Origin of the sequence: Labilibaculum euxinicum (assembly GCF_963678175.1) — a bacterium.
Classification (GTDB): domain Bacteria; phylum Bacteroidota; class Bacteroidia; order Bacteroidales; family Marinifilaceae; genus Labilibaculum; species Labilibaculum euxinus.
This window is the reverse complement of sequence record NZ_OY782756.1, coordinates 1,676,974-1,701,906: the sequence shown is the minus strand read 5'-3', so window position 1 is coordinate 1,701,906 and position 24,933 is coordinate 1,676,974. Positions and strand designations below refer to the sequence as shown.

Here is a 24,933-nt window from a genome sequence, read left to right as displayed (position 1 = left end):
AACACTTATAATTCCATTACGCATTTTGTTGAAACCCTGTAAAAAATCGCGTACAAAACAGGTACAACAATCAATGTAATAAGGGAACCAATCAATAATCCAAACATGATGGCTACTGCCATTCCTCCAAATAACTCATCACTGATTAAAGGAATCATACCAAGTATGGTTGTAAAAGACGCCATTAGTACCGGACGCAGTCTGGAAACTGCTGAATCGATAATGGCCATTAAAATTTCTTTTCCCTCACTTATATCCTGATTTATCTGATCCAGTAAAACCACAGCATTTTTAATCATCATCCCCATCAGTCCGAGCGTACCAATTATTGCCACAAAGCCAAAAGGTTTCCCGGTAAATAATAAACCATAACTCACACCAATAAAAGCGAGTGGAAGAATGGCTAAAATAATAATTGGTTGTCGGAAATTATTGAACAGCATCATGATAATTATTACCATTAACAAAAATGCCAAAGGCATAAATTTATTAATACTATCTTCTGCATCAACGCTATCTTTATGTTCTCCTAACCATTCTAAATCGTATCCTTCGGGCAAAGGAATTCCTTCAATCTTTTTATGGAGATTCTTAAATGTATCTGGTGCATTATAGCCTGATGCCGGATCACATTGAGCCTTAATTGCTCTTCGACGGTCGTAACGTTTAATTATTGGATCTTCAAAATCAATTTTAATATCCGAAACTACCTGACGCAAAGGAATACTATGCGCTACATTCCCCCAAACAGGCGTATTCTCCAAAGCCTCGATGTAATTGTCCGCCTTCGCTTTTGTTTTCAGAATAATCGGCATCATATCGTCACCCTGATAAAAACGTCCTATTGGTAAACCATCAGTGGCGCAAGCCAATGCATTCGACACATCGGAGCGGGAAATATTAGTTACCCGTGATTGTGCCTGCGAAAAAACAGGATTCCAAACCTTAACAGGATTTTTCCAGTTATTGGTTACTTTAGCTGCTGTAGGTTCTGCCGCCATAATTTTTTCCGCCTGATCGGACAAATCTCTTAAAACCTTAGGATCCGGTCCTGAAAACTTAGCCTCAATCATATATTCTGCAAATATCGGAGAATAGTATTTTACACGACATCTTGCCGAGGAGTAATTTGCATCTAAATATTCCTGAACCTCTTTCCCTAATCTTTTTGTTGCTTCATAATCCTTTGTATCAATTATCAATTCACCGTAATTTGAATTATTATTTATAAAAGGACGAACCAATGTATATCGGGCAGGAGTTGCACCTAAACTAGTTGTTACATTTAGTACATCTTTTTGTTTAAGTAAATACTCCTCAACCTCGCCAAGATCCTTTTCTACATTTTCAATATCAGAACCTACAGGTAAATAATACTCTACAATAAACTGATTGTACTCCAAATTTGGCATAAACAGTTGCTTCACATTTTTAAAAGCAAATATTGATGATACAAATACCAATAAGGTAAGCGAAATAATTAACGTTTTGTGTCGCAAAGAATATTTAACAAAACCACGGAAATACTGATAGAATTTTCCACTGTATGGGTCTGTATTGTCCCCTTCTTTTTTACTGTATTTCTTACCTTTCAAAAATAAATCGCAGAAATAAGGTGTTTGAGTTAATGCCAGCAACCAACTTAAAAACAAAGAAATTGCAATTACCTGAAACAAACTGGCACAAAATTCACCTGTACTGTCTGGCGATAAATAAATTGGCAAAAAAGCTAGTATTGCCACTAAAGTAGCTCCAAGTAATGGCATGGCAGTTTGTTTAGATGTCCTTACCATAGCATCTTTTCGCGGAATCCCTTTTTTGAGATCAACCAAAATACCATCAGCAATAACAATAGCATTATCTACCAACATTCCCATTGCAACAATAATCGCAGCCAAACTCACCCGCTGTAATGCAATGTCAAAACTAAGCATTACAATAAAAGTTCCTAATATGGTAAATATCAGACCACTCCCAATCAAAAGACCCGTTCTGAATCCCATAACCAGAAGCAATACAATCACCACAATTAAAACCGATTCAATTAAATTCACCATGAATTGCTCTATAGCAATACTTACACGATCCGGCTGATAAAAAACACGGTTGATCTGTATCCCAACAGGAACATTCGTCATTAATTTATCGATCTTATCCTGAACAAGTTCTCCCAATTTAATCACATTCCCGCCCTTATCCATGGCTATAGCCAAACCAATTGCCGGAGTTTGATTGTACTTCATTTTATTGGTGTACGGCGTATAGGAATCTTTCTTAATGTCAGCAATATCTTTTAGAAAAACCGAATTCTTACCACTGCCCGAAATCAATAAATTCTTTAAATCATCCAATTGCTGAAAACTGCCATCGGAAGCAATTCTTACCCTATTACTTCCCACTTTAAAAGTTCCGGGATCAACAATCTTATTTTGAGCATCAAGAATTTGAATCACCTTGTAAGGATGAATACCCAAAAAAGCCATTTTTTCCTGAGAGATTTCAATATTAACACAAGATTGCTGTTCTCCAAATAAGTTAATTCGTTTCACTCCTGGCACAAGCAGCAGCTCTCTCTTCATGTATCGGGAATAATCCTTTAATTCCTCATCAGAAAAACCATCTCCGCTTAAAGCAAGGAAAATCCCATAAACATCTCCATAATCATCAAATACCATTGGATGAGATACTCCTGATGGCAAGTAAACACTTACATCATTCACTTTTCGACGCAGAACATCCCATATTTGAGGAAGATCTTTAGTTCGCACAGATGAAGCAATTTCCACAGTAATCTCTGAGTATCCTGCCATAGATCTGGATTCAATAAAATCTATATTATCCATAGATTGAATGGCTGTCTCCAAAATATCTGTAACGCGCAATTCCACTTCGTGGGGAGAAGCTCCCGGATACTTAGTAATTACTAATGCTGATTTCACACTAATTTCGGCATCTTCAAGCTTCGACATTTTAGTGAAGGCCACAACTCCGCCAAACACAATCGCAATCAGCACAAAAAGCAATACCTTCCGATGATTCAATACAGCCTCTGTAAAATTCATAACTGACCTCCGATATTAGAGTTTGACTTTTGAAGTAATTGCTTTACTTTTTGACCTTCGCGAAGACTATTAATACCAGCCGACACAATCAAATCTCCACTTGAAATACCTTTAGTGATGTTAATCATTCCCATTGAATCAAAACCTTTCATCTGCACCTCTTTTCTTTTTACGCAATTCGTGCTCTCATTGTAAACCCACACATACGATTTTCCTTCTTTACTAAAAACAGATTCTACCGGCACTTTACAACCTGTAATAGTTGTCGATTTTAATTTTGCCGTAATACTTGCCACCATTCCCGGAACAATTTGTTTATTCTGAGTATCGATTTTCAATCTCATTCTAAAAAAATTATCACCATTTGGCTTTCTTTCAATTTCAATTAATTTCAGATTAAAATCAATATTTGGAAAGTTTCAAAATTCGCACTGAATTCGGTAAATAATTTATGCTGAAGAAAATCATTTTCACTTAAAGCGGCTGTAACTTCTAAATTATTCAAATCCAAAAGAGAAACAATAGGCTGACCGGCACCAATTTTTTCAAAATTTTCAACATACATAGCTTGTACGTATCCTGAAAATGGCGCGTAAATTTTAGTATCTTTTAAAGCATTCTCTGCAGCTTCTTTTTGTGCTTTTGCCAATTTATATACTGCCTGAATTTGATCATAAGTACTTTTTGATGTACTTTTCTTCTCATACAATGCAGTATATCTTTCTGCTTGTAATTTTGCATTTTCAAAATTTGCATTAGCAGATTCCAATTGCACCAAATAATCACGATCATTTAATACCGCTACAAGCTCTCCTTTTTTAACAAACTGCCCCTCATTCACTTTTAAATCTACCAGTGGTCCTGCAATTTGAAAGGCTAATTTCACTTCTCTGGATTCTTTAACCAAACCCGTAAAAACCTTAACTGAAGTACCATTGGGGTTATCACTTACTTTATACACCTTAACTGGCTGAATAATCTCCGTTTTGGATTCCTCTTGTTTCTTGCATGCAAAAATTCCTACTGACAAAATTGTAGTAAGAATCACCATTTTCATTAGTTTCATCATTTTCATTTTGTTTCTTTGAACTATTTTCGTTCACTAGGTTCATTTTCCTCAAAAAAATATTGAAGTATATCTACCTCAACAGTTTTACACACTCTATACTATTTCCAAAAAGACTATTTGTTTTATTTTCTACTTTAAAGGAATTCCCATTCCCATAATCATGCATCGAAAAGCTGCACGTAATCTATTAATCGTTTCTTCTTCAGAGTAATGTCTTGTAATATAAATATCATTCAGACTTTGTAATGCATCAATACAATACTCAACATTAATATCCTGACGAATTAAGCCCTGTTCCTGCCATTCAGTATATTTACCATAAACAATATTTATTTCATCTTCATATTTTTCATCAACATCTTTCTCAATCAAAGGATATTCTTTATAAATCTGTTGTATTAGAACCTTCTGTCCTGCAATAGCATAACTCAAATAGTTATCTAAAAATTCCTGTGTTGCCTTTGCAGGATCATTATTAGATTTATAAGGCTCTAAAATTTTAATTATATTCACATTGAATATTTCAAAAGCAATTTCTCTTACCAAATCTTCTTTTGTTCCAATAATCTTATACAATGTAGCTTTTGCCAGCCCGCATTCACGAGCCAACTCCACCATATTCAAACCTTTAAGTCCAAATTTCAGCATCATATCCATCGCTACCTTAGTAACTCTCTCTTGAATCTCAACCTTATCTGATTTTGCCATAAGTGAACTATTTTAGTATTTTGAGTACAAATATATATAAAAATATATTCATCCAATATACTTTATTGATTTTTAACGATTATTTAAAATTGCAATCTAAACAGAGTTTGTTTGTTTGGTATTGATTTAAAAGATATCGTACCTCCATGAAGTCTCATTAACTGTCTTGAAAGACTTAACCCTACTCCTGATCCATCCTTTTTTGTAGTGAAAAAAGGAACAAAAATCTCTTCTTGAAGATCTTTTTCGATTCCACATCCATTATCTTCAACTTCGATAAAACTCCTGTCTTCTTCATTTCTACCAATGCGAAGAATTATCCTCCTATTCTCAATTCCTCGAAATGCCTGAGTAGAATTCGTCAGCAAATTGATAATAACCTGATCTAATAAAACAGGATCAACATTTAAATCAACTTTCTTTTCCCTGCAAATCAGATCGAATTTAATGTCTGAACTTTTAAACTTTTCAGAAAATAAATTAGAAATCTTTACGATTCGTTCCAGAATATCAATTCGCTGAATATTTGGTTTTGGAATTATGGCAATATCTCTAAACCGATGAACAAAATCCAACAAACCTTTAATTCGTTCATCGATAATTTCCAGTCCGCTAACTGTATCTGATATCATCTCTGCATCAACCTCTTTATTGGAGATCAGCTTATTTGTATCGTCATCGCGATAGAAATCAATTAAAGTAGAAAGAGATGAATTTACCGGACTGATAGAATTCATAATCTCATGAGTTAGAATTCTAATTAATTTCTGCCATGAGTCCAACTCTTTATCATCCAACTCATTTTTAATATCTTGAAAAGATACGAGCGTTAAGTTTTGACCGGACATTTTCAATTTAGTTGCTTTCACAGAAAGCTGAATCATTTCATAATTTCGGTAAAGAGAAATCAATTTTTGTTCAGATGGCTCTAAATTTAATATCAAATCCGAAATTCCTTCCTGAATTCTATCCAAATGCTGGATATGAAATAAATTAGCCTTATTAAATATTTCCTTTGCTGCTCCATTAAATAAAAACACCTTTCCTTTTTCGTTGAAAGAAACCAATCCAACTCCAACATGCTCTACCAATACTTTGAAATATTGATTTCTGTTTTCATTCTCAATTTTAATATTTTGTATGCTTTTATTAATCAGATCGAATTGAGTGAATAATTGATTATAACCTAAGTTTGATCTCCTGTTTTGAAATTTAATACTGGTATCATTATTTCGAATTGCTTTAAAAAAATTTTCTAAATCCTGATTTACAGCATTTAACTTTCGGATAAAGAAGTAAATCTGAATACTTAAAATGATTAGTAAATTCACAATTACAAGTACATCTTTATAGTACACCCAAGCCAAAGCCAAAAAAATACAGTTAACTAGTAAAGCAAATACCCGAACAATTATTACAATCGTTAATTTTGGATAAATCATATTTTAGATTTTAAGAAATATTGTATTTCTCAATTTTACGATACAATGTCTGCCGGCCAATATTCAATTCTTTAGCGACACTGCTAATATTTCCACGATTCCTTTTTATTGAATTTACAATAATCAACCTCTCAGCTTCATCCAAACTTATAGGACTGTCTCCTAGCTCAATACCTGAATTTTGTTTTTCCAAAAGAAAATCTTCCGGGTTCAGTTCTCCCTTATCATTTAAAATAACAGCCCGTTCCATGCAATGCCGGAGTTCACGAATATTTCCCGGCCACAAATAGTTTAGTAATTTTTCTTTCGTTTCAGGTCTTAGCTTTAACTCTGATTTTCCATATTTATCAGTATAGCGTTTTAAAAAGTGCTCTGCAATTGTAATGATATCATTCCCCCGGTTACGAAGAGGTGGCAGCTCAATCTGTATGGTATTAATACGATACAACAAATCTTCTCTAAAATTTCCTGCAATTATCATTTCCTGAACATTTTGATTGGTTGCACAAATCAGGCGAATATCTACATGCTCTTCCCGGTTTGAACCTAAAGGGGTAACTTTTCTGTTTTGCAATACAGTCAACAACTTTGCCTGCATGGCTAACGACAAATTACCAATTTCATCCAAAAAGAGACTTCCTCCGGAGGCAGATTGAAAACGTCCTTTCCGATCTTCTTTTGCATCGGTAAAAGCACCTTTTAAATGACCAAACAATTCACTCTCAAAAATTGATTCACTTAAAGATCCCAAATCTACCCCCATAAAAATTTCATTTCTCCGGGCAGACATCAAATGAAGTTCTCTGGCAACCAATTCTTTTCCTGTACCATTTTCACCAAGAATAAGAACATTAGCATCTGTATTTGCTACCTTTCTAATTGTTTCAAAAACAGGTTTCATGGCTTCAGAATCACCAATTATTTTCTCGAAACTCTGATTTAAATCCTGTTCCAAAAACTGTTTTTGATTTTCTAAACTTTCAACTTTTTGTCTTGTTTGATGCAATTCCACACCACTTTTAAGTGTTGCAAATAGTTTTTTATTATCCCAAGGTTTCAAAATAAAATCAGCAGCTCCATCTTTCATTGCATTCACTGCCAGATTAACTTCGGCATAAGCTGTAAAAAGTATTACTACCAAAGTCGAATCAATCTTCAATATCTCCTTCATCCAAAACAAGCCTTCATTCCCATTGTTAATACCTGTTGAAAAATTCATATCAAGAAGTACAACATCAAATTTATGACAGGAAAGTAGATTGGGGATTCTATTCGGATTGCTGCAAATAATCACCTCATCGAATTTGCGCTTCAAAAACAATTGAAGAGATTCCAGAACACTCTTGTTATCATCAACAATTAATACGTTACCTGCTTTTTTCATTTTTCAAAAAGATTTACTCTTTCGTTATTACAAATTTAAAAGTAAATCAAATTGATCAACTAAAAAACCAATTGTTCCATTCTGATACATCTCTTGGATGATTTTGTGACACTTTGAAACCTTAACAACGACTACAAATAACCATAAAAGTCTCACTATTATATAATTATGAATATTGGTATGAAAATAGCTTCCAGCATCAATAATTATTAAAAACACAAAACCATGATAAAAACTGAAAATCTATGTAAAACATTCAGAACCGAAGAAGTAGAAACTTCGGCTCTTTCGAATGTGAATTTAGAAATAAAAAAAGGTGAATTTGTTGCCATAATGGGGCCATCTGGTTGCGGAAAATCAACATTATTAAATATTATTGGATTATTGGACAACCCAAGCCAAGGCAATTTTAGATTCATTGAGAATGAAGTATCTCACTACTCAGAAAAACAAAGAACGAAACTAAGGAAAGAAAATATTGGATTCGTTTTTCAAAGTTTTAATTTAATCGATGAATTAAGCGTTTATGAAAATGTAGAACTTCCATTGATTTACCAAAAAGTGCCTGCTGTTGAGAGAAAATTAAAAGTAAATGAAGTTTTGAAACGAGTTCAGATCGAAAATAGAAGCAAGCATTTCCCTCAACAATTATCTGGCGGACAACAGCAAAGAGTTGCCATCGCAAGAGCTGTAGTTGCTGATCCGAATCTAATTTTAGCTGATGAACCCACAGGAAATCTTGATTCTGCTAACGGCAATGAAGTTATGAACTTGCTTTCACAGCTTAATGATGAAGATACAACCATTGTGATGGTTACGCATTCGAGCTCCGATGCAGAAAGGGCAAGCAGAATAATTCAATTATTCGACGGACAAATTGTGAGTGAAAACAACAAATCCAAAATAGCAACGCCTGCCAATGCCGTTTCCTTTTTATAATTTAGACAATTCAAAATATTAAAACCCATATCATGTTTTTCAACAACCTTAAAATTGCCTATAGAAATTTAATCCGCAACAAAGGATATAGTTTTATTAATATATCAGGGCTGGCTATTGGTATGGCCTGTACTCTACTTCTATTGTTATGGGTAAATCATGAATTTAGCTACGATAAATTTCACAAAAAAGAAAAACAACTTTTTCAGATTGTAAACTGGCAAACCTATAGCGGACAAGAATACGGATGGCCTAACATACCGGGGAAACTTGTCGATTTAATGAAAGAAAAAACACCTGAGATTGTACATGCAACAAACTACGATCCTTGGGGAGAGAAAAGTTTATTGAGTATAAACGGGAAAAAGAATTACGAGCGAATTTTTCATGCAGACGCTGATTTCTTTCAGATGTTTTCATTCCCGTTACTAAAAGGAACAGCCGAGAAAGTATTTGAAGATCCATATTCAATCGTTATTTCAGAGAAATTCGCTAAAAAATACTTTGGTAATAATGATCCCATTGGGCAAGTAATTAAATTAAACGAAAAATACGATATTACTATTACAGGCGTATTAAAAAACCTCCCATCCAATACTATTTTTGATTTTGATTTGCTAATGTCATTCGAATTTAAAAAGAAAGACTGGACCAGCTGGGAAAGCTGGGGTAATCATTCCTATTCGGGATTTGTAGAATTGGATGCAAGTACAGACCCTGATGCAGTAAGTGAAAAACTAAGTACTTTCTATGTTGATAATGTGGAGGCTGAATCTACCGAAAGAATATCTCTTTTTCCGGTAAGTAAAACACATTTATACTCTTTGGAAGGAAAAGAAACCAACTTAAAAAACATCCGCATATTTTTAATTATTGCCTTATTTATATTGCTGATTGCTTGTTTTAACTTTATGAATCTCTCTACTGCAAGAGCATCCAAAAGGGCGAAGGAAATAGGTTTAAAAAAGGCTATAGGTTCTTCTAAACCACAATTAATCTGGCAATTTCTTTTTGAGTCTGTACTGGTTTCATTGATCGCAATCAATTTTGCAATTATATTGGTTCGGGTATTTATTCCTGAATTCAATAACATTCTGGGACAGCACCTGCAATTAAATTATACAGATTGGAGATTTTTAAGCATCATGATTTCTGTAGTATTATTCACAGGACTATTTGCCGGAGCATATCCTGCCTTTTACATTACCTCGTATAAAACAATTGAAGTTCTGAAAGGAGTTACAAGCTCTGGAAAAAAAGCTACGGCTTTCCGAAAAGTATTAGTTGTTCTCCAATTTACATTAACTGTTTTTCTACTTATCAGCACTCTTACCATTACTCTTCAAACAAAATATTTGAAAACAGCTTTGACTGGCATCGATAAATCGAACGTTGCTTTCGTGGTATTAAATGGAAATATGAATGAAAATCTTAAAAGCATAAAAGAAGAGTTAATGATTGATCCTAGTATTCTAAGCTCAACTTTTGGTTCTGATCTTCCAATAAATCTTGGCAGTAATGGTGGCGGATATGAATGGAATAATGACGAATCAACTAAAGATGTTTTGGTTCACATGTATTTTTCAGATCCTGATTTTATAGATGTATACAAAACCCCATTAGTTGAAGGTCGTTTTTTTAACAAAGATAACTTTGATGCCGATTCTCTTACGTTAGTGATAAACGAAACATTTGCTAAAATGATTGATAAGAATTCAGTTATTGATAAGACCATTGTGCATTGGGGATCAAACAAACGAATAATTGGTGTTATAAAAGATTTCAATTATAGAGGTTTACAGCAAAAAATTGGTCCAATGGCTTTTATTCCTTATAAATATTATAATTTTTTGGCAGTTAAAATCGAAACAAATAGTAACAGCAGAGCCTTGGCACATATCGAAAAAGTATGTCAAAAATACAATCCTGGATTTCCTACAATTATTAACTTCTTAGAAGATAATTACACGTCCCAATATAAAGAGGAAGAGAGTACAATTGCTATTCTAAAATACTTTTCAATTTTAACCATTTTAATTTCGTGTCTGGGACTTTTCGGACTAGCTTCATTTATGGCCGAAGAAAAAACAAAAGAAATTGGCGTTCGGAAAGTTTTAGGAGCCACTGTCAGCAATTTAATAACACTCTTTTCCAGAGAATTTACCAAATGGGTAGTTCTTGCAAATATTATCGCCTGGCCTTTGGCTTGGTATTTTATGGACAATTACCTAAGTAAATTTGCCTTCCGGATTAATATGCCTTGGTGGGTATTTTTATCGGTTGCCATGTTAGTTTTTGCAATTTCCATTATTACAGTAGGATATCAAAGCTGGAAATCAGCCACCCAAAACCCTATTAAAAGTTTAAAATATGAATAGCAATATTATAATTGTAATGTTTTAGCAGTTATTATTTAAAAGAACATGCCTCTTCCAATTGAATCGTTTCAGACTGAATTGATTCGGGAAGAGGTATTTCTATTTGAATACAAGTGCCCTTACTTTCCTCCGAATTCAATATTATTTTTCCATTCAACTGATCTAGAAATTCCTTCACCAAATACAATCCAATCCCCAAACCACCATATCTTCTTGAATCAGAGTTATCCACTTGCCAAAAGGCATCAAAAACAGAATTCAGATGTTCTTTTGAAATTCCAATACCAGTATCTTTCACAAAAAGAACCAATGACTTATTTTTATTAATTGCAAAGCCAAAAACAACTGTTCCCTCTTCCGTGAATTTTATTGCATTATCTAAAAGATTTTCAAGTATTTTTTCTACTTTGGTTTTATCCGTAAAAACTTCAACCTGACTTAGATCATAATTATATTCAACTTCAAGCAGAATAGATTCCTTCTTAAATTTATATTTCTCCAAAAGATCACAAAAAAGAGAGACAATGGAAAAATAAGAAAAATGACAATCTCTTCCTCCTTCTTTTAATGCAATAAAATCTAATAGTAATCGATATTTATTATGTATTTTCTGTCCAGATTTATAAATATACCCTGAATACTTTTTCACATCTTTTTCTGTATAACTATATTCCTGAAGCAACTTAGAAAATCCTAGTACCGAATTAAGAGGTGTGAACATTTCATGACTTAAAATAGAGAGAAGATTGTCATTCGATATTTCACGTGACTTTTGATTTCCAAAAAAATAATTTATATCGATTTTTAAATCAAAAAAATCCTCCTCATTCCTAAAAATTTTTAAATAAAAGTAAAATGCACTTTTATGAAAACAAATAAATTGAAAAGAAGTATTCGCTTGTCTTGTAAAAATGCTTTTTGCACTAATAAATTTCTCTTCCTCCTCATTCCCAAGAATGTAATCAATACCGTGTTCATTAACTACATTTATTGCCCGATTCATACATGTTTCTTCAAATACTTCAACCGAAAAAGCATCTAATATTATGGATAGCATCTCCCGCTCTTTATTGTCAACACAAAATAGCAAAGCTTTCTTTTTGTTTTCTCTCATGATTATATCAAGATTTTACTATTGGCAATATTCCTCTTCCCAATATCATAGTAAAAATGCCTTCTTACGCTTAAACTTCCAAACTTGAAAATCACTTATTATACTAATCCCCCCTTAAAAAAAATAAATATCCACAACCTTTTACTCACAATCTTCATCGACATGATAAAATGACAAATAAAATTATGATTGAAATCGAATCTTTGTTTATCAATCACTCTACTCCATCGACAGAAAATATCTCCTGACAAAGCAAGATTAACATACAATAAACAACCATTCGTCAACAAATCTAAATCCTCCATTGAAATTCATCATCTCAATTCTATATATTTGCTAGCTATTATCCATATACTACATAATTATTAAAATTCAATTAATCTATAATAATAATAGACCGGAAATTCCAAGCAAAACATTAGCAACTCAGTATTTTATTTATATGTTAATAATTTTCATGATTTAAGCTGATTATCCAGTTCCCTCCTTTATGGTAATAATTAAAACACATATACAACAAACATGAATTGTAAAGAGAATTGCAAGAAATACCAACAAGCTGTAGAAGATCAACAAGAATATAAAATCACGATAGAAGGGACTCCCTTTCATTATACCTCGTCGAACACATTGCAAATTTTAAACAGAGCGAGTATCAATACTGAAGAACACATACAAATTCAAAAACGAGGTGAAACTTTAACTATAAACAGCAGTACTATTGCTTATATGTATATTGAGTGCAAAATAGTTACGTTGATCAATTTTTCAGGAAACAATTTTGTGTTAACACATTCTCTTAATCATTACGAGGAATTACTTAACGATAGCTTCTTTAGAATCAATAGACAATGTATTGTCAACAAAAACAATATCAAAAAAATTACCTCTTCGAATGGTAAAATTTCGGTGAGATTAAAAATACCTAAAGACAAAATAGTTTCTATTACAAACAGTAAAGAGAGGGAGTTTTATAAATGGATTAAAAAAATACCTAATTTCAATGAAATTACAGAAGGAATTGAATAGCTCTTGCCGCTATTCAGAAGCAAGTTTTATTATGTAAAATACCATCAGCCAGTAAAGGACAATTTCACCTCATCAACATAGCTTCAAAAGTTTTCACCCATTTATGAAACTCTGGATAAACTTCCACGGCATGTTTTATGGTTTGTATTTTTAAGAACTCTTTCAATTTTTGCTTTCCTCCTTTATTGATTAAAAATTCAATAAAAGCCGCTCCAACAGGATAACTTAGATCTCTTTCATATTTAGTGGGTTCTTCCCACAACTGCAGTAATGAAAATTTATCCTTTGGAACTCTAAGCCGTGCAATTCTCAATAAATTCTGGTCCATTTGGGCGAAATACATTCCCAAACCTTCCTTAATCAACATTGTCCTGAACTTTGTCTGCACTGCCATCTGACAAAGCATATGGCAAAGTTCGTAGTCATTAGGAGCATTATATAGTACGTTCACTATACGAAGATCCGAATTTGAGAACCCAAGAGGACGATTAAACTTTCTAAATGCCTCATTTCTATCGCTCCATACAAAAAAATCTACTTTTTTAATTGGTTCAGCACCGAGGGTTTCTGTAATTCTTTTATAGTTAAGATCGTTTCTTGCCATGAATGCACCCACATTCTCCAATTTATTTTTATCCTGAAAATGAAATCGAATATTCTCTGATTCCACAACTTCCCATGCTTTATAATAAATCCCGGTTTGAAACAAATTCAAATATTTATCCGCATAATTAGCAGCCTCTTTTGATTTTCTGTCATTCTGACATTCTTTTAATAGTTTTACAGCTCTTTGTTCTTCGCCATTTATAAAATAGCATTTTGCCAAATACGCCTTACTGATTTCTTTTACATCACTCGAAACTGTTGCCGATGCGATCGTTTTTTCCAAATAAGGGACTGCAATTGTAAACTGCTTGGAATCTGTGTAAGCCCGACCTAAAATCGAATTTAAATCCGGATCTACTGCATTTCCCTGCAACATAGAATGAGCTTTCTCAATTACCTGATCGTATTTTCCTTTCGAGAACAATTTTTTCAGCTCCTTATTTTGACTCATTGAGCTAATATGGAAAATGATCAGTAGTAGTGTAACAAATATTCTATTCATGGCATAAATCAGATTTAGAGCTAGCAATTTACAGGAATAAATTGATTAACAAAATGAGTATTTAAAGAATTCTATTGATTAGTCAATTATCGTTCCACAACTTGCATATAAAAACAACTACAAAAAAAAAAGTTCATTTCAAAAGTATTTTTAACCTTCTCAATGAACTCTTCTTTGTTTAATTATATTTTTTACAGAAAAAACAAAAATGGTATGACTATTCCAATTACAATCAACCACTTCCCTCTTCCGGTAAGCCCTTTTTTACCAGGAACCATAAACATCCCGGATAAAGCGAACACAATCAGTACAACGGCAAAAATATCTGCCATTAGTGTCCATCCTTTTCTACTATTGTAATGAAGTTTATTAATAAAATAGACCCATTCTTTTTTCTCATACACCTCAAATGACAAGCGTCCGTTTACCGGATCGTAATTTCCCAATCCCCCTTTTAAATAAACATTGTATTTACTGTCATCAGGAATTATTCGGTTTAAAGGATAATTCGTAATGTTTTTGTCCCAATAAACCTTTAACTGATTTGGTGTTAAATTTGAAGCCAACTGTATTGTTTTAGACTCAGTATGGTAAGCCGGATCTTCCCCATTCTTTTTATGATTTAAAATAATACCTGACACGGAATAAATAATAGTGATTCCAACAAAAAAATATCCCAGATCACGATGTATAAAACGGAGCCATTTTCTAATCTTTACATTATTCCACAACTTCATAACTATTTCCGTCTACATAATAAATTGCATAATAATTTTTGTTGTTCTCTTTCATCCAGTTGCGCATTTCCTTAATATTTGCCATTTCCGAACTACAATGTTTTCCGCCGTCTTCCGAAGCATCCTTAGCCTTCATTTCTGTCTCCCATTCATCTATCGCCGCTTCTTCTAGTCGTGTCTTTCTTAAAATTCCAGACACCGTAATATCCTGTCCGGCCATTTCTTTATCAAATCCCTCCAAATTCCCACTTGCTTCGACACGAATAGATAAGTTACCTTCCAAATTCTTTAAAATACAGCGTTTGCCCGAATGTGCGCAAACATGATTTACCAATCCTGTAAAATGTACTTCTTTACCAACCAATTCTTCAGCATTTACCATTAACTGATCAATGGTTACAACAGCTGTTTTGATTTGTGCTAACTGATTTTTTTCAATATTACCTTCTTTTGCCTCTTTTTGTTTTGAATTACAAGACATACAAAAAAGAAAAATTGCAATGATGCTTACGTATTTCATTGTGTTACTTTTTAGGATTATTAATTGTTTGTTTTGATTCACACAAACTTATGATTACCAAGGAATAAATCCTAACAAAATAACAATTCATTAACAATATTTCTTTCCATAATACATGGAAAAAAATGAAATTAAATATCCATTGGTTTTGATGACGGTAATTGAAAAAATCACTACTTTAGAAATTGAAGTAATAAAAAGTAACATTCGAACTACTTTAGTAACCATTCGCGCACAATACCGTAATATTACGGATAACAAGAACACACAAACAAAATTGTTCATAAAGTATTTAATACGGTTCAAACACTATGCTCACAAGATTTACACGATTTAAAGACTGGAAGATTAAATCCAAGCTGCTTTTGCTGACTCTTCTAACACTTTTAAGTATCCTTTTCTTAAGTTTGACTTCAAACTATTTTTTCAACACAAACAAAACTCTTGATTTAATAATTAATGGTGTACGTGTTCATCAAACTCTACTCCAAAATGCCACTGAGGAACTTTATAATTTCAAAATTTCGAAAGACGTTGAACATCTTGAAAGATCTGCCGAATATTTAACCCGGGCAAACCATTTAGCTGAAGACTTTATACAAATCAACAATGACTTCACATTCAAAAGCGATGATGAAATAGCAAACGATCTGTTCAAGAATTTTCCTGAAATCTATAATAATGAGATTAATAATGCCAGACTTTTAGTGAATCGCTTAAAAATACTGAAAACACTAAACAACAGCAACATTAAAGACACGAGAATTTATGCAAAAAAAACCCTTGATCTTGTTGAAAAAATAAAAAATGAATTACTTACAAAAAGAGAAAATATAAACCTTGATACAACAAAAATACAGCTAAGCGAGATTAAACAACACTATACAGAAATTAGTTCTGTTCTTAGTAATTTAGCGGAAAAAACCAATTCTGCATTAATGTGGGTGATGCTCGGAATTGCTTTACTCCTGGCAATTACAATTCTGCTATTGTCAAGATATATTTCCAAATCAATTTCTGTTCCTGTTCAACAAATGGTGAACAATTTTAAACTTATTGCCAAAGGTAACTTTCGCACTCCTTTAAGTATTAATTCAAAAGATGAAATTGGTGCTTTAGCTAATTCTTTCGACATTATTCAACAAGATTTTCAGAATGTTGTTAACTACACACAAAAAGTTGCACATGGAGATTTAAGCGTAAGTCTTACGCCTAAATCCAAAGAAGATGAATTATCAACCTCTTTAAATCAGATGGTGAAAACCCTTAAGGATGCAAAAACCATAAATGATGAAACGTCATGGTTTAAATCTGGTGTGAATCAATTGAATGGAGTTCTTCAAGGGGATCAAAATTTAAATGAAGTTTCGGACAACTCTCTTATATTCATGACTGAATTTTTAAGTGCTGAGCTTGGTGCAATTTACGTTTATCAGGAAGAAAATCAGAATTTATCACTTACTGCTTCCATTGGTATACCCAATAAAAATCAATACAAAAATATTAGATTAGGGCATGGCTTACTTGGTCAGGTAGCTCGAACAAAAAAACTAAAACACATTAAAGATGTTCCTGAAGATTATTTTACAATTTTCTCTGGAACGGGGGAAATAAAACCTACCAACATTGTTATTGTTCCATTAATTTTTAACAGCACCCTTTGGGGTGTAATGGAATTAGCATCGATTAAAAAGATCAGCGAATCGGAAATTGAATTCATTAAAGCTGTTCGTGAAAGTATTACTGTGAAAATTGCCTCAACATTAGCTCGCGTCCGACTGGAGAATTTATTAGATACTACTCAGAAGCAAGCAAGCGAATTACAGGTTCAGCAAGAAGAACTTCGGGTGGCCAACGAAGAATTAGCTGAACAAACTAAAATACTAATTGATAACGAAAAAAAACTTCAGGTTCAGCAGGAAGAGTTGAGAGTTGCCAACGAGGAATTGGAGGAACGAACCAACCAATTGGAGATTCAAAAAGACGAAATTCAAAGCAAGAACATTAGCTTATCCCAAACACATGAAAAGTTAGAAACGAAAGCACGCGAATTGGAGCAAACAAGTCAGTACAAGACTGATTTCCTTGCAAATATGTCTCACGAATTGAGAACCCCATTAAATAGTTTACTTATTTTATCAAATCTTCTCGCGAAAAACAAAAAGGGTAATTTAGATGATGAAGATATTGAATCAATCGAAATTATTAACAAAAGCGGCAAGGATCTGCTTCAGCTTATTAATGAAATTCTGGACCTTTCGAAAATTGAAGCAGGGAAAATGACTGTTCATTTCGAAAATCTGGGTTCCGACAGTATCGCGCAGGAAATATTAATGAATTTTAAACATCAGGCTGAAAAGAAAAAAATAAATTTCGCCATCGATATTGAAGAGGATTTCCCAAAAACAATAGAAACAGACCAATTGCGTTTAGCTCAAATCTTAAAAAATCTTTTATCGAATGCATTCAAGTTCACTTCGAAAGGTACTATTTCTGTAACTATGAGAAAGCTTGCTGATCAGGAAATAGTGCGACGAGATGATTTAAAAGAAATTGAAACATGTGCTTTTGTTGTTACTGATACCGGAGTAGGAATACCAGACCAAAAGAAAGATGCTATTTTTGAAGCATTTCAACAAGCCGACGGGAGTACTTCCAGAAGATATGGCGGCACAGGATTAGGCTTGTCTATTTCAAAAGAATTGGCCAGAATGCTGGGTGGCGAAATCCATGTGGAAAGTGAATCTGGAAAAGGATCTACTTTCACTTTACTATTACCGGTGAAACAATCCGTTAAAACCGTTCAAAACTCTGCTTTAGAGTTGCAGGAGAAAGACTTGCAGCCTGATGAAGAAAAACATATTGTTCTTCCTCTTTTCATTGATGATGATCGAGATATTCCACATACAGGTTCTACTGTAGTAATTATTCATCCCGACAAAAAAGAAGCAAGTTTATTGTACTACCAAATTCACGAAAGCAGTTTTCACGCTTTGGCTGCCTCAAATGTTGAAGATGCAATTTTACTCATTGAAGCTCATCAACCTTCAGCAATAATCATAGGAGTAGAATTACTGATGAAAAATGGCGAAACAGAATTGGATCGGTTAAGATCACACCCGTTCGCATCTAATTTGCCAATTCATATCGTAAATCCTGTAGAGGGAATCAGAGAAAGGGAAAAAAATGTACTGCCAACTGTTAAAGCTACAGATTTCTCGAGTGCCATTAAAAAAATTCAAAAAGAACTATTTTCAGAATCTAAAAAAATCTTAATCGTTGAAGATGATTCGTTTACCCGAAAAATTATTAGAACACTTTTAAAATCAACAAATGCTGAAATAGAAGAAGTTTCTACTGGAATTGAAGCCTTTAAGCTAATTAGAGAAAATAGTTACGATTGCGTAATATTAGATTTAGGTCTGCCTGATTTCACAGGGAATGAACTGCTGACCAAGCTGTCCGAAGCCAATATAATTATACCAAACACAATTATTTATACAGGTAAAGAATTATCACGGGAAGAACACCGGCAACTAAGCAAATACACCAATTCGATTATTTTAAAAGGATTAAAATCCGATGAACGATTAATGGACGAAGTCACCCTCTTTCTGCATCATGTTGCAACAACAATTCCCGATAATCCTAAAATTAAGGTTACCGAAATAGATGATTCTATTTTTAAAGGAAAAAAAGTACTGGTTGTTGATGATGAAATCAGAAATATTTTTGCACTGGGCAAAATACTTGAAGATAAAGAAATAGAGGTTTTTGAAGCTGAGAATGGTAAAATTGCAGTTGATGTTTTAAAAGAAAACAAAAACGTAGATTTAGTACTTATGGATATTATGATGCCGGAAATGGATGGTTATGAAGCCATGACTATAATTCGCAAAACTCCGGGAATTAAAAATATTCCGATTATTTGCCTGACTGCCAAGGCAATGAAAGAAGATTATGAAAAGGCAATTTCATCGGGAGCAAATGATTATTTATCAAAACCAATAGATGAAAATAAATTGTTTTCAATGTTAAAAATTTGGCTTTACAACTAACTATACTTTTAAAATAGATTTAATTAAAGCAGAAAATCAGTACCAAAAAAATACAATTGGACAACAAACAATAACAGGAAAATGAAAAAAGACAAAATATTAATCGTTGATGACAAGGAAGAAAATTTGATAAGCCTTGAAAGAATTCTTAGCGATTTTGATGTTGAATTTGTTCGTGCATCATCTGGAGAAGATGCCCTAAAATATACTCTGAAAGATGAATTTGCAATGGCTGTTCTTGATGTGCAAATGCCAGAAATGGATGGCTATGAAACCCTCGAATTAATGAGGCAACGAAAGAAAACCAAGTATTTACCGGTGATCTTTGTTTCTGCAATTCATCAAAGCGATTTACACATCATTAAAGGAATAGAAACCGGAGCTGTCGATTTTATTCCGAAACCTATTATTCCTGAAGTTTTGAAAGGAAAAGTAAGTGTATTTCTGGATTTATATCGTCAGCGTAAAGAATTGGATTTGCTGCTGGTGTATTTAGAAAAAAAGAATGAGGAACTTATCATTGAAAAAAATAAAGCTGAGGAAGCGACCCGATCAAAATCATTATTTTTGGCAAACATGTCACATGAAATTCGTTCTCCGATGAATGGAATCTTAGGTCTTTCAAAACTTTTACTGCAATCCGAACTCAATTCTGAGCAAAAAGACATGCTTGATGTGATGGCTAGATCAGGTGAAAATTTAATTCAAATTATTAATGATATATTAGATTACTCGAAAATTGAAGCAGGACAAATTGAAATTGAGGAGATTGATTTTGATATCCGAAAAGTAACCGACACAATTTTTCATCTTTTAAATTATAAAGCCATTGAAAGAGAAATTGAATTTAAAATTGAGGTGGATGAAATCATTCCTGAAAATTTAATAGGAGACTCATTTCGTTTAAATCAAGTACTCATGAATTTGACAAATAATGCAATCAAATTCACACAAAACGGTTCTGTTACCCTATCTATAAAATGCATTGAAAAATCGAAAGAGCATGTATCTTTATTCTTCACCATTAAAGATACCGGTATTGGAATATCAAAGGATGCACAAAAAAAACTATTTAGAGAATTCACCCAATCAGACAGTTCAATCACCAGGGAATATGGAGGAACAGGTCTTGGCCTTGCCATTTCAAAAAATATTACTCAATTAATGGGCGGAAAAATTATTGTAGAAAGCGAACTGGGAGTTGGTTCAGAATTCATGTTCGAATTGAAATTTGGATGCAAAGAAAGAAAAGAAAATATGCCCATTCATCAAAACATTACACTCCCTTCTAACTTATCGATACTCGTAGCTGAGGACAATCCAATAAACCAAAAAGTGGTTACACTCACCCTTCGAATGATGGGATTAACTTGTGACATTGCAAAAAATGGCGTTGAAGCTCTTGAGTTGTATAAAAAAAACCGACATCAAATTATTCTTATGGACATGCAGATGCCTGTTCTTGATGGAATTAGCGCCACCGAAAAAATTAGAAGCTTCGAAATTTCTGAAACTATTGATGAACCGACATATATTGTTGCTCTTACAGCCAATAGTTTTATCGAAGACAAACAAAAATGTACTGAAGCCGGCATGAACGATTTCCTGACTAAACCATTTAAAGAAGCTGATCTTAGAAAAATTTTGAGTCAGGCTTCGAAAAGCATCGCACAATAAGATATGAATCCAAACCTACTTGAAAATCTCGAAAATATCGATATAGAAATTCCTTTGTTTCTTGAGGCAATATTTCAGAAATATGGTTACGACTTTAGAGATTATTCAACCGCACATATCAAAAGGCGTTTAATGCATCGTATGGCAATTGGAAGATTTGAAACAATTTCTCAGATGCAGGATAAAATTCTTCGGGATAAAAGCTTTTTTATCAGCTTACTGGAAGATCTATCCATAAACGTTACCGAAATGTTTCGCGATCCGGAATTCTATTCCTCCTTTCGTGAGCATGTTGTGCCAAATTTAAGAACCTACCCGTTTATTAAAATCTGGCATGCAGGATGTGCAACCGGTGAAGAAGTTTACTCGCTTGCAATTCTTTTAAAAGAAGAAAATCTGCTTGACAGATGTCAGATTTATGCTACAGATTTTAATCGAAGAGTTTTGGATATTGCTAAATTAGGAATATACCCAACTCAAGATCTTGGAAAATTTAGTCGAAATTACCTCGAATCCGGCGGTAAGGGGAAACTTTCGGACTATTATACTCTTAAATACGGTTCTCTTAAACTGGATCAATCTCTTTCAAAAAAAGTCGTTTTTGCTGATCACAATTTAGTAACCGACAATGTTTTTGCTGAGGTTAATTTAATCCTATGCAGAAATGTCTTGATCTACTTTAATAAAGATTTACAAAATAAAGTGATCGACTTATTCTACAAAAGTTTATCATCAAGCGGATTTTTGTGTTTGGGTACAAAAGAGAGCCTTCGTTTTACGCAATTAGAAAGCAATTTTGCCAATATCGATTCCTCACAAAAAATATATAAAAAGAGAATCAATTAATGTTTAGAGCTGCTGTTATAGGTACGTCTTATGGAGGTTTAGATGCTTTAAAAGCCATTATTCCCCATCTGTCAAAAGATTTTCCTTTGGCTGTTTTTATTGTACTTCATATTGGTGATAATAAAAACGATTCCTTCATTCGATACCTAAAAAAACAGAGTAAAGTAAAAATAAAAGAGGCCGAAGAAAAGGAAGAAATAAAACCCGGAACGGTTTATTTTGCCCCCCCAAACTATCATATACTTATAGAAAATGATTCTACCATTGCTTTATCTGCTGATCCTAAAATACATCATTCGAGACCATCAATTGATGTTTTGTTTGAATCGGCAGCCTGGCACTTTAAAAATCAATTGATTGGTATTCTCTTAACCGGATTAAATAGGGATGGTGCCCATGGAATAAAAGAAATTCAAAAATATGCTGGAATTACTATCGTTGAAGATCCAGAAACAGCTACTGCTACAATAATGCCTGCTTCGGCCATTGAAATAATGAAACCAGACTACATCTTACCCTTAGACCAGATTTCAAAAAAAATAATCGAATTAAGTGAACTATATTAAGCTGATAATAGAACCTATAGCCGGATTTATTTATAAATAAGCTCCAAAATATTTCAGATTATATTGGAGTAAGATATAAATCATTATTTTTCCCGAACTTTCCGCAATAACTAATTCGAAGAAAATGCCAACTAATATAGAGATTAAAGCTTATTGTGAAAACAAGGAGAAAATTAGAAAAATACTTTTGTCAATTGGCGCCGGGTGCAACGGAACTGATCCCCAAACAGACACTTACTTCCATTCCAAATCAGGCATACTAAAGCTCAAAGAAGGATCTATCGAAAATATGCTAATCCATTACATTAGGGAAGACAAAAAAGGATCTACTGAAAGTCAGGTTCACCTTTATCCAACAAATCCTGATTCTACTTTAAAAGAAATTCTTGCAAAGACTTTAGGTACAAGGTCTGTAGTCGAAAAAACAAGAGAAATTTATACTAAAGATAATGTGACATGCCATATTGACACTGTTAAAGGTTTAGGTGATTTTGTTGAAATCATAGCCAAAGATAATGATGGCAGCATATCAATAGATAAATTGCAGGAACAATGCAATCAATATATTAAAACCCTAGAAATCAATGCAAAACATTTAATATCAGAATCATACTCCGATCTGTTACAACAGAATAATCTTTTTAGTCAGATTTTAGTTGATGAATAATATTTCTACCGAATCAGTAGTATTTTTTTACTTATATCATAGAACAATTTAGTAACTTTAAAATAGAATCTAAAGCTGCGTATTGATGCTCCAATTTGAATTTGATATACGGAACCATAAAATTAACAATAACGAATCGAGAGGAATACAACTTGCCTTGGGTATTTCCTTTTTGATTTGCACCGCATTATTTTTTGTATTTATCAACTATCTTGATTTCTTTCCTTTTAGCGAATATCTTGTACTTGTTTTGATAATTGCTTCGCTTTATTTTATTGGTTTACTTTTAGGTTGTAAATTTCTTTACCCGAAAGAATATTTAACTATTAACGCCAGAAAATTAACTTATAAAACCGGGTGGGGAAATAAAGAGCTGAAAATTTACTTAAAGGATATTAAAGATTTTACAATTACAGATCACAAACTAATTATTGTTCTAAAAAGCAAAGAAAAAATACCAATCAATCTCTGCTATTTTAGTGATAATGCAATTACGGTACTAAAAAACTATTTGAATGTATAAAAACGGAAAACTTTAATTTCTTCCGTTTTCTATGTTATTTAATGGTCATTCTGGCAAAAGGAGCGGTGTCCTGCTCCACAAATTCCTTTTTAAGAAATTTAAAATACCCGGTAATTGCGATCATAGCAGCATTATCGAGAGAATAACCAAGCTGAGGAATAAAAACTTTCCACTTGAACTTTACGGCTGCCTCTGTCAATGCTTTTTGCAATCCGGAATTGGCTGAAACTCCTCCGGCAATAGCCACTTGCTTAATCCCGGTTTCTTTTGCTGCTTTTTTAACTTTGTTCATTAAAACATCAACAATTGTGTATTGCAGCGATGCACACAAATCATTCTTATTTTCCTCTATAAAATTCGGATTTTCCTTTATCCGATCGCGAACAAAGTACAAAAATGATGTTTTAAGACCACTGAAACTATAGTTTAAGCCTTGAATTTTTGGCCGGCTAAATTCAAACGCAAGAGGATTGCCTGATTTTGCATTACGATCAATAATCGGACCTCCCGGATAAGGCAATCCCATCACTTTGGCACATTTATCAAAAGCCTCTCCTGCTGCATCATCAATGGTCTCCCCAATTACTTCCATCTCTAGATGATCTTTGACCACAATAATTTGAGAATTACCGCCGGACACAAGCAAAGCCAAAAAAGGAAAGTCAGGATGTTCGTATTTGTTCTTTAAATCATCAATAAAATGTGCAAGGATATGTGCCTGAAGATGATTCACCTCGATTAGAGGAATATTTTTAGAAAGAGCAAAACCTTTGGCAAAGGAAGTTCCAACCATTAATGACCCCAGCAAACCCGGTCCTCTTGTAAAAGCAACTGCATCAATCTCATCGGCAGTAACTCCTGCTTTTTGCATGGCTTGATGAACCACCGGAATTATATTCTGCTGATGTGCCCTGGAAGCTAACTCCGGAACCACTCCGCCATAATCCATGTGTACATCCTGGTTGGCTGTGACATTTGAATAAATTACTCCATCCTTTAATATTGAAGCAGAAGTATCATCGCATGACGACTCAATTCCTAATATAGTAATACTCATTAAATTTTATTTAAATCAGAATAAAAATGGCTTTACACACTTAAATGGT

The 24,933-nt window shown here is 33.3% G+C and carries 20 protein-coding genes; 9 read left to right on the top strand and 11 right to left on the bottom strand.

All coding sequences use genetic code 11. The features are described 5' to 3' along the window. Window positions 1-5 precede the first annotated feature (5 nt). The 6 genes from ACY0M5_RS07170 to ACY0M5_RS07145 all read right to left on the bottom strand — a co-directional run bounded on the left by ACY0M5_RS07170 (window position 6) and on the right by ACY0M5_RS07145 (window position 7,665). Window positions 6-3,062, bottom strand: coding sequence for an efflux RND transporter permease subunit (locus tag ACY0M5_RS07170; protein ID WP_461631283.1), 3,057 nt, complete (start codon window positions 3,060-3,062; stop codon window positions 6-8). Continuing rightward, window positions 3,059-3,406: a hypothetical protein gene (locus ACY0M5_RS07165; RefSeq protein ID WP_461631282.1), complete on the bottom strand. Its 348-nt coding sequence runs from the start codon at window positions 3,404-3,406 to the stop codon at window positions 3,059-3,061. Before ACY0M5_RS07165 ends, ACY0M5_RS07170 begins: the two co-directional genes overlap by 4 nt. Before the next feature lie 47 nt (window positions 3,407-3,453). Next, window positions 3,454-4,131, bottom strand: coding sequence for an efflux RND transporter periplasmic adaptor subunit (locus ACY0M5_RS07160; protein ID WP_461631281.1), 678 nt, complete (start codon window positions 4,129-4,131; stop codon window positions 3,454-3,456). Window positions 4,132-4,260: 129 nt separating this feature from the next. Beyond that, complete coding sequence (locus ACY0M5_RS07155) at window positions 4,261-4,839, bottom strand: TetR/AcrR family transcriptional regulator (protein ID WP_124992220.1); 579 nt, start codon at window positions 4,837-4,839, stop codon at window positions 4,261-4,263. An 83-nt stretch (window positions 4,840-4,922) separates the two neighbouring features. Continuing rightward, complete coding sequence (locus ACY0M5_RS07150; protein ID WP_461631280.1) at window positions 4,923-6,281, bottom strand: sensor histidine kinase; 1,359 nt, start codon at window positions 6,279-6,281, stop codon at window positions 4,923-4,925. 10 nt (window positions 6,282-6,291) lie between these two features. Then, the gene (locus tag ACY0M5_RS07145) at window positions 6,292-7,665 is read right to left on the bottom strand and encodes a sigma-54-dependent transcriptional regulator (RefSeq protein ID WP_461631279.1); all 1,374 of its coding nucleotides are present in this window, start codon (window positions 7,663-7,665) and stop codon (window positions 6,292-6,294) included. A gap of 225 nt (window positions 7,666-7,890) precedes the next feature. On the opposite strand from ACY0M5_RS07145, the gene ACY0M5_RS07140 reads away from it, so the two are divergent. Together ACY0M5_RS07140 and ACY0M5_RS07135 are read left to right on the top strand one after the other, a co-directional pair. Continuing rightward, entirely contained in the window at window positions 7,891-8,604 is a 714-nt protein-coding gene (locus tag ACY0M5_RS07140; protein ID WP_461631278.1) for an ABC transporter ATP-binding protein, read from the top strand. A gap of 32 nt (window positions 8,605-8,636) precedes the next feature. Beyond that, the gene (locus tag ACY0M5_RS07135) at window positions 8,637-10,982 is read left to right on the top strand and encodes an ABC transporter permease (protein WP_461631277.1); all 2,346 of its coding nucleotides are present in this window, start codon (window positions 8,637-8,639) and stop codon (window positions 10,980-10,982) included. A gap of 31 nt (window positions 10,983-11,013) precedes the next feature. Here ACY0M5_RS07135 and ACY0M5_RS07130 read toward each other — a convergent pair whose 3' ends face one another. Next, window positions 11,014-12,096, bottom strand: coding sequence for a sensor histidine kinase (locus tag ACY0M5_RS07130; protein WP_461631276.1), 1,083 nt, complete (start codon window positions 12,094-12,096; stop codon window positions 11,014-11,016). A 522-nt stretch (window positions 12,097-12,618) separates the two neighbouring features. On the opposite strand from ACY0M5_RS07130, the gene ACY0M5_RS07125 reads away from it, so the two are divergent. Beyond that, window positions 12,619-13,125, top strand: a complete 507-nt coding sequence (locus ACY0M5_RS07125; protein ID WP_124992226.1) for a LytTR family DNA-binding domain-containing protein — start codon at window positions 12,619-12,621, stop codon at window positions 13,123-13,125. 64 nt (window positions 13,126-13,189) lie between these two features. Here the strand turns inward: ACY0M5_RS07125 and ACY0M5_RS07120 are convergent, their stop codons facing one another. The 3 genes from ACY0M5_RS07120 to ACY0M5_RS07110 all read right to left on the bottom strand — a co-directional run bounded on the left by ACY0M5_RS07120 (window position 13,190) and on the right by ACY0M5_RS07110 (window position 15,490). After that, a complete protein-coding gene (locus tag ACY0M5_RS07120; protein WP_461631275.1) occupies window positions 13,190-14,233 on the bottom strand; it encodes a tetratricopeptide repeat protein in 1,044 nt (347 codons plus the stop codon). 191 nt (window positions 14,234-14,424) lie between these two features. Further along, window positions 14,425-14,970: a PepSY-associated TM helix domain-containing protein gene (locus tag ACY0M5_RS07115; protein WP_461631274.1), complete on the bottom strand. Its 546-nt coding sequence runs from the start codon at window positions 14,968-14,970 to the stop codon at window positions 14,425-14,427. Beyond that, window positions 14,954-15,490: a hypothetical protein gene (locus ACY0M5_RS07110; RefSeq protein ID WP_461631273.1), complete on the bottom strand. Its 537-nt coding sequence runs from the start codon at window positions 15,488-15,490 to the stop codon at window positions 14,954-14,956. Before ACY0M5_RS07110 ends, ACY0M5_RS07115 begins: the two co-directional genes overlap by 17 nt. A 311-nt stretch (window positions 15,491-15,801) precedes the next feature. On the opposite strand from ACY0M5_RS07110, the gene ACY0M5_RS07105 reads away from it, so the two are divergent. The 6 genes from ACY0M5_RS07105 (at window position 15,802) to ACY0M5_RS07080 (ending at window position 23,827) form a co-directional block, all read left to right on the top strand. Next, window positions 15,802-19,548 (top strand): response regulator, encoded by a 3,747-nt coding sequence (locus tag ACY0M5_RS07105; protein ID WP_461631272.1) that lies wholly within the window; start codon window positions 15,802-15,804, stop codon window positions 19,546-19,548. Between the two features lie 81 nt (window positions 19,549-19,629). After that, a complete protein-coding gene (locus tag ACY0M5_RS07100) occupies window positions 19,630-21,225 on the top strand; it encodes a response regulator (RefSeq protein WP_461631271.1) in 1,596 nt (531 codons plus the stop codon). Between the two features lie 3 nt (window positions 21,226-21,228). Further along, a complete protein-coding gene (locus ACY0M5_RS07095) occupies window positions 21,229-22,071 on the top strand; it encodes a CheR family methyltransferase (RefSeq protein WP_461631270.1) in 843 nt (280 codons plus the stop codon). Beyond that, the gene (locus ACY0M5_RS07090) at window positions 22,071-22,637 is read left to right on the top strand and encodes a chemotaxis protein CheB (RefSeq protein WP_461631269.1); all 567 of its coding nucleotides are present in this window, start codon (window positions 22,071-22,073) and stop codon (window positions 22,635-22,637) included. Before ACY0M5_RS07095 ends, ACY0M5_RS07090 begins: the two co-directional genes overlap by 1 nt. 124 nt (window positions 22,638-22,761) lie before the next feature. Then, window positions 22,762-23,304, top strand: coding sequence for a class IV adenylate cyclase (locus ACY0M5_RS07085; protein WP_461631268.1), 543 nt, complete (start codon window positions 22,762-22,764; stop codon window positions 23,302-23,304). A gap of 85 nt (window positions 23,305-23,389) precedes the next feature. Beyond that, the gene (locus ACY0M5_RS07080) at window positions 23,390-23,827 is read left to right on the top strand and encodes a hypothetical protein (protein WP_124992235.1); all 438 of its coding nucleotides are present in this window, start codon (window positions 23,390-23,392) and stop codon (window positions 23,825-23,827) included. Window positions 23,828-23,861: 34 nt separating this feature from the next. Here ACY0M5_RS07080 and tsaD read toward each other — a convergent pair whose 3' ends face one another. Continuing rightward, window positions 23,862-24,884, bottom strand: a complete 1,023-nt coding sequence (gene tsaD, locus ACY0M5_RS07075; RefSeq protein WP_461631267.1) for a tRNA (adenosine(37)-N6)-threonylcarbamoyltransferase complex transferase subunit TsaD — start codon at window positions 24,882-24,884, stop codon at window positions 23,862-23,864. Between the last annotated feature and the right edge of the window lie 49 nt (window positions 24,885-24,933).

Coding starts and splice junctions, on each gene's coding strand:
- ACY0M5_RS07170 (WP_461631283.1), bottom strand. CDS start 3,062: ATGAATTTTACAGAGGCTGTATTGAATCATCGGAAGGTATTGCTTTTT.
- ACY0M5_RS07165 (WP_461631282.1), bottom strand. CDS start 3,406: ATGAGATTGAAAATCGATACTCAGAATAAACAAATTGTTCCGGGAATG.
- ACY0M5_RS07160 (WP_461631281.1), bottom strand. CDS start 4,131: ATGATGAAACTAATGAAAATGGTGATTCTTACTACAATTTTGTCAGTA.
- ACY0M5_RS07155 (WP_124992220.1), bottom strand. CDS start 4,839: ATGGCAAAATCAGATAAGGTTGAGATTCAAGAGAGAGTTACTAAGGTA.
- ACY0M5_RS07150 (WP_461631280.1), bottom strand. CDS start 6,281: ATGATTTATCCAAAATTAACGATTGTAATAATTGTTCGGGTATTTGCT.
- ACY0M5_RS07145 (WP_461631279.1), bottom strand. CDS start 7,665: ATGAAAAAAGCAGGTAACGTATTAATTGTTGATGATAACAAGAGTGTT.
- ACY0M5_RS07140 (WP_461631278.1), top strand. CDS start 7,891: ATGATAAAAACTGAAAATCTATGTAAAACATTCAGAACCGAAGAAGTA.
- ACY0M5_RS07135 (WP_461631277.1), top strand. CDS start 8,637: ATGTTTTTCAACAACCTTAAAATTGCCTATAGAAATTTAATCCGCAAC.
- ACY0M5_RS07130 (WP_461631276.1), bottom strand. CDS start 12,096: ATGAGAGAAAACAAAAAGAAAGCTTTGCTATTTTGTGTTGACAATAAA.
- ACY0M5_RS07125 (WP_124992226.1), top strand. CDS start 12,619: ATGAATTGTAAAGAGAATTGCAAGAAATACCAACAAGCTGTAGAAGAT.
- ACY0M5_RS07120 (WP_461631275.1), bottom strand. CDS start 14,233: ATGAATAGAATATTTGTTACACTACTACTGATCATTTTCCATATTAGC.
- ACY0M5_RS07115 (WP_461631274.1), bottom strand. CDS start 14,970: ATGAAGTTGTGGAATAATGTAAAGATTAGAAAATGGCTCCGTTTTATA.
- ACY0M5_RS07110 (WP_461631273.1), bottom strand. CDS start 15,490: ATGAAATACGTAAGCATCATTGCAATTTTTCTTTTTTGTATGTCTTGT.
- ACY0M5_RS07105 (WP_461631272.1), top strand. CDS start 15,802: ATGCTCACAAGATTTACACGATTTAAAGACTGGAAGATTAAATCCAAG.
- ACY0M5_RS07100 (WP_461631271.1), top strand. CDS start 19,630: ATGAAAAAAGACAAAATATTAATCGTTGATGACAAGGAAGAAAATTTG.
- ACY0M5_RS07095 (WP_461631270.1), top strand. CDS start 21,229: ATGAATCCAAACCTACTTGAAAATCTCGAAAATATCGATATAGAAATT.
- ACY0M5_RS07090 (WP_461631269.1), top strand. CDS start 22,071: ATGTTTAGAGCTGCTGTTATAGGTACGTCTTATGGAGGTTTAGATGCT.
- ACY0M5_RS07085 (WP_461631268.1), top strand. CDS start 22,762: ATGCCAACTAATATAGAGATTAAAGCTTATTGTGAAAACAAGGAGAAA.
- ACY0M5_RS07080 (WP_124992235.1), top strand. CDS start 23,390: ATGCTCCAATTTGAATTTGATATACGGAACCATAAAATTAACAATAAC.
- tsaD (WP_461631267.1), bottom strand. CDS start 24,884: ATGAGTATTACTATATTAGGAATTGAGTCGTCATGCGATGATACTTCT.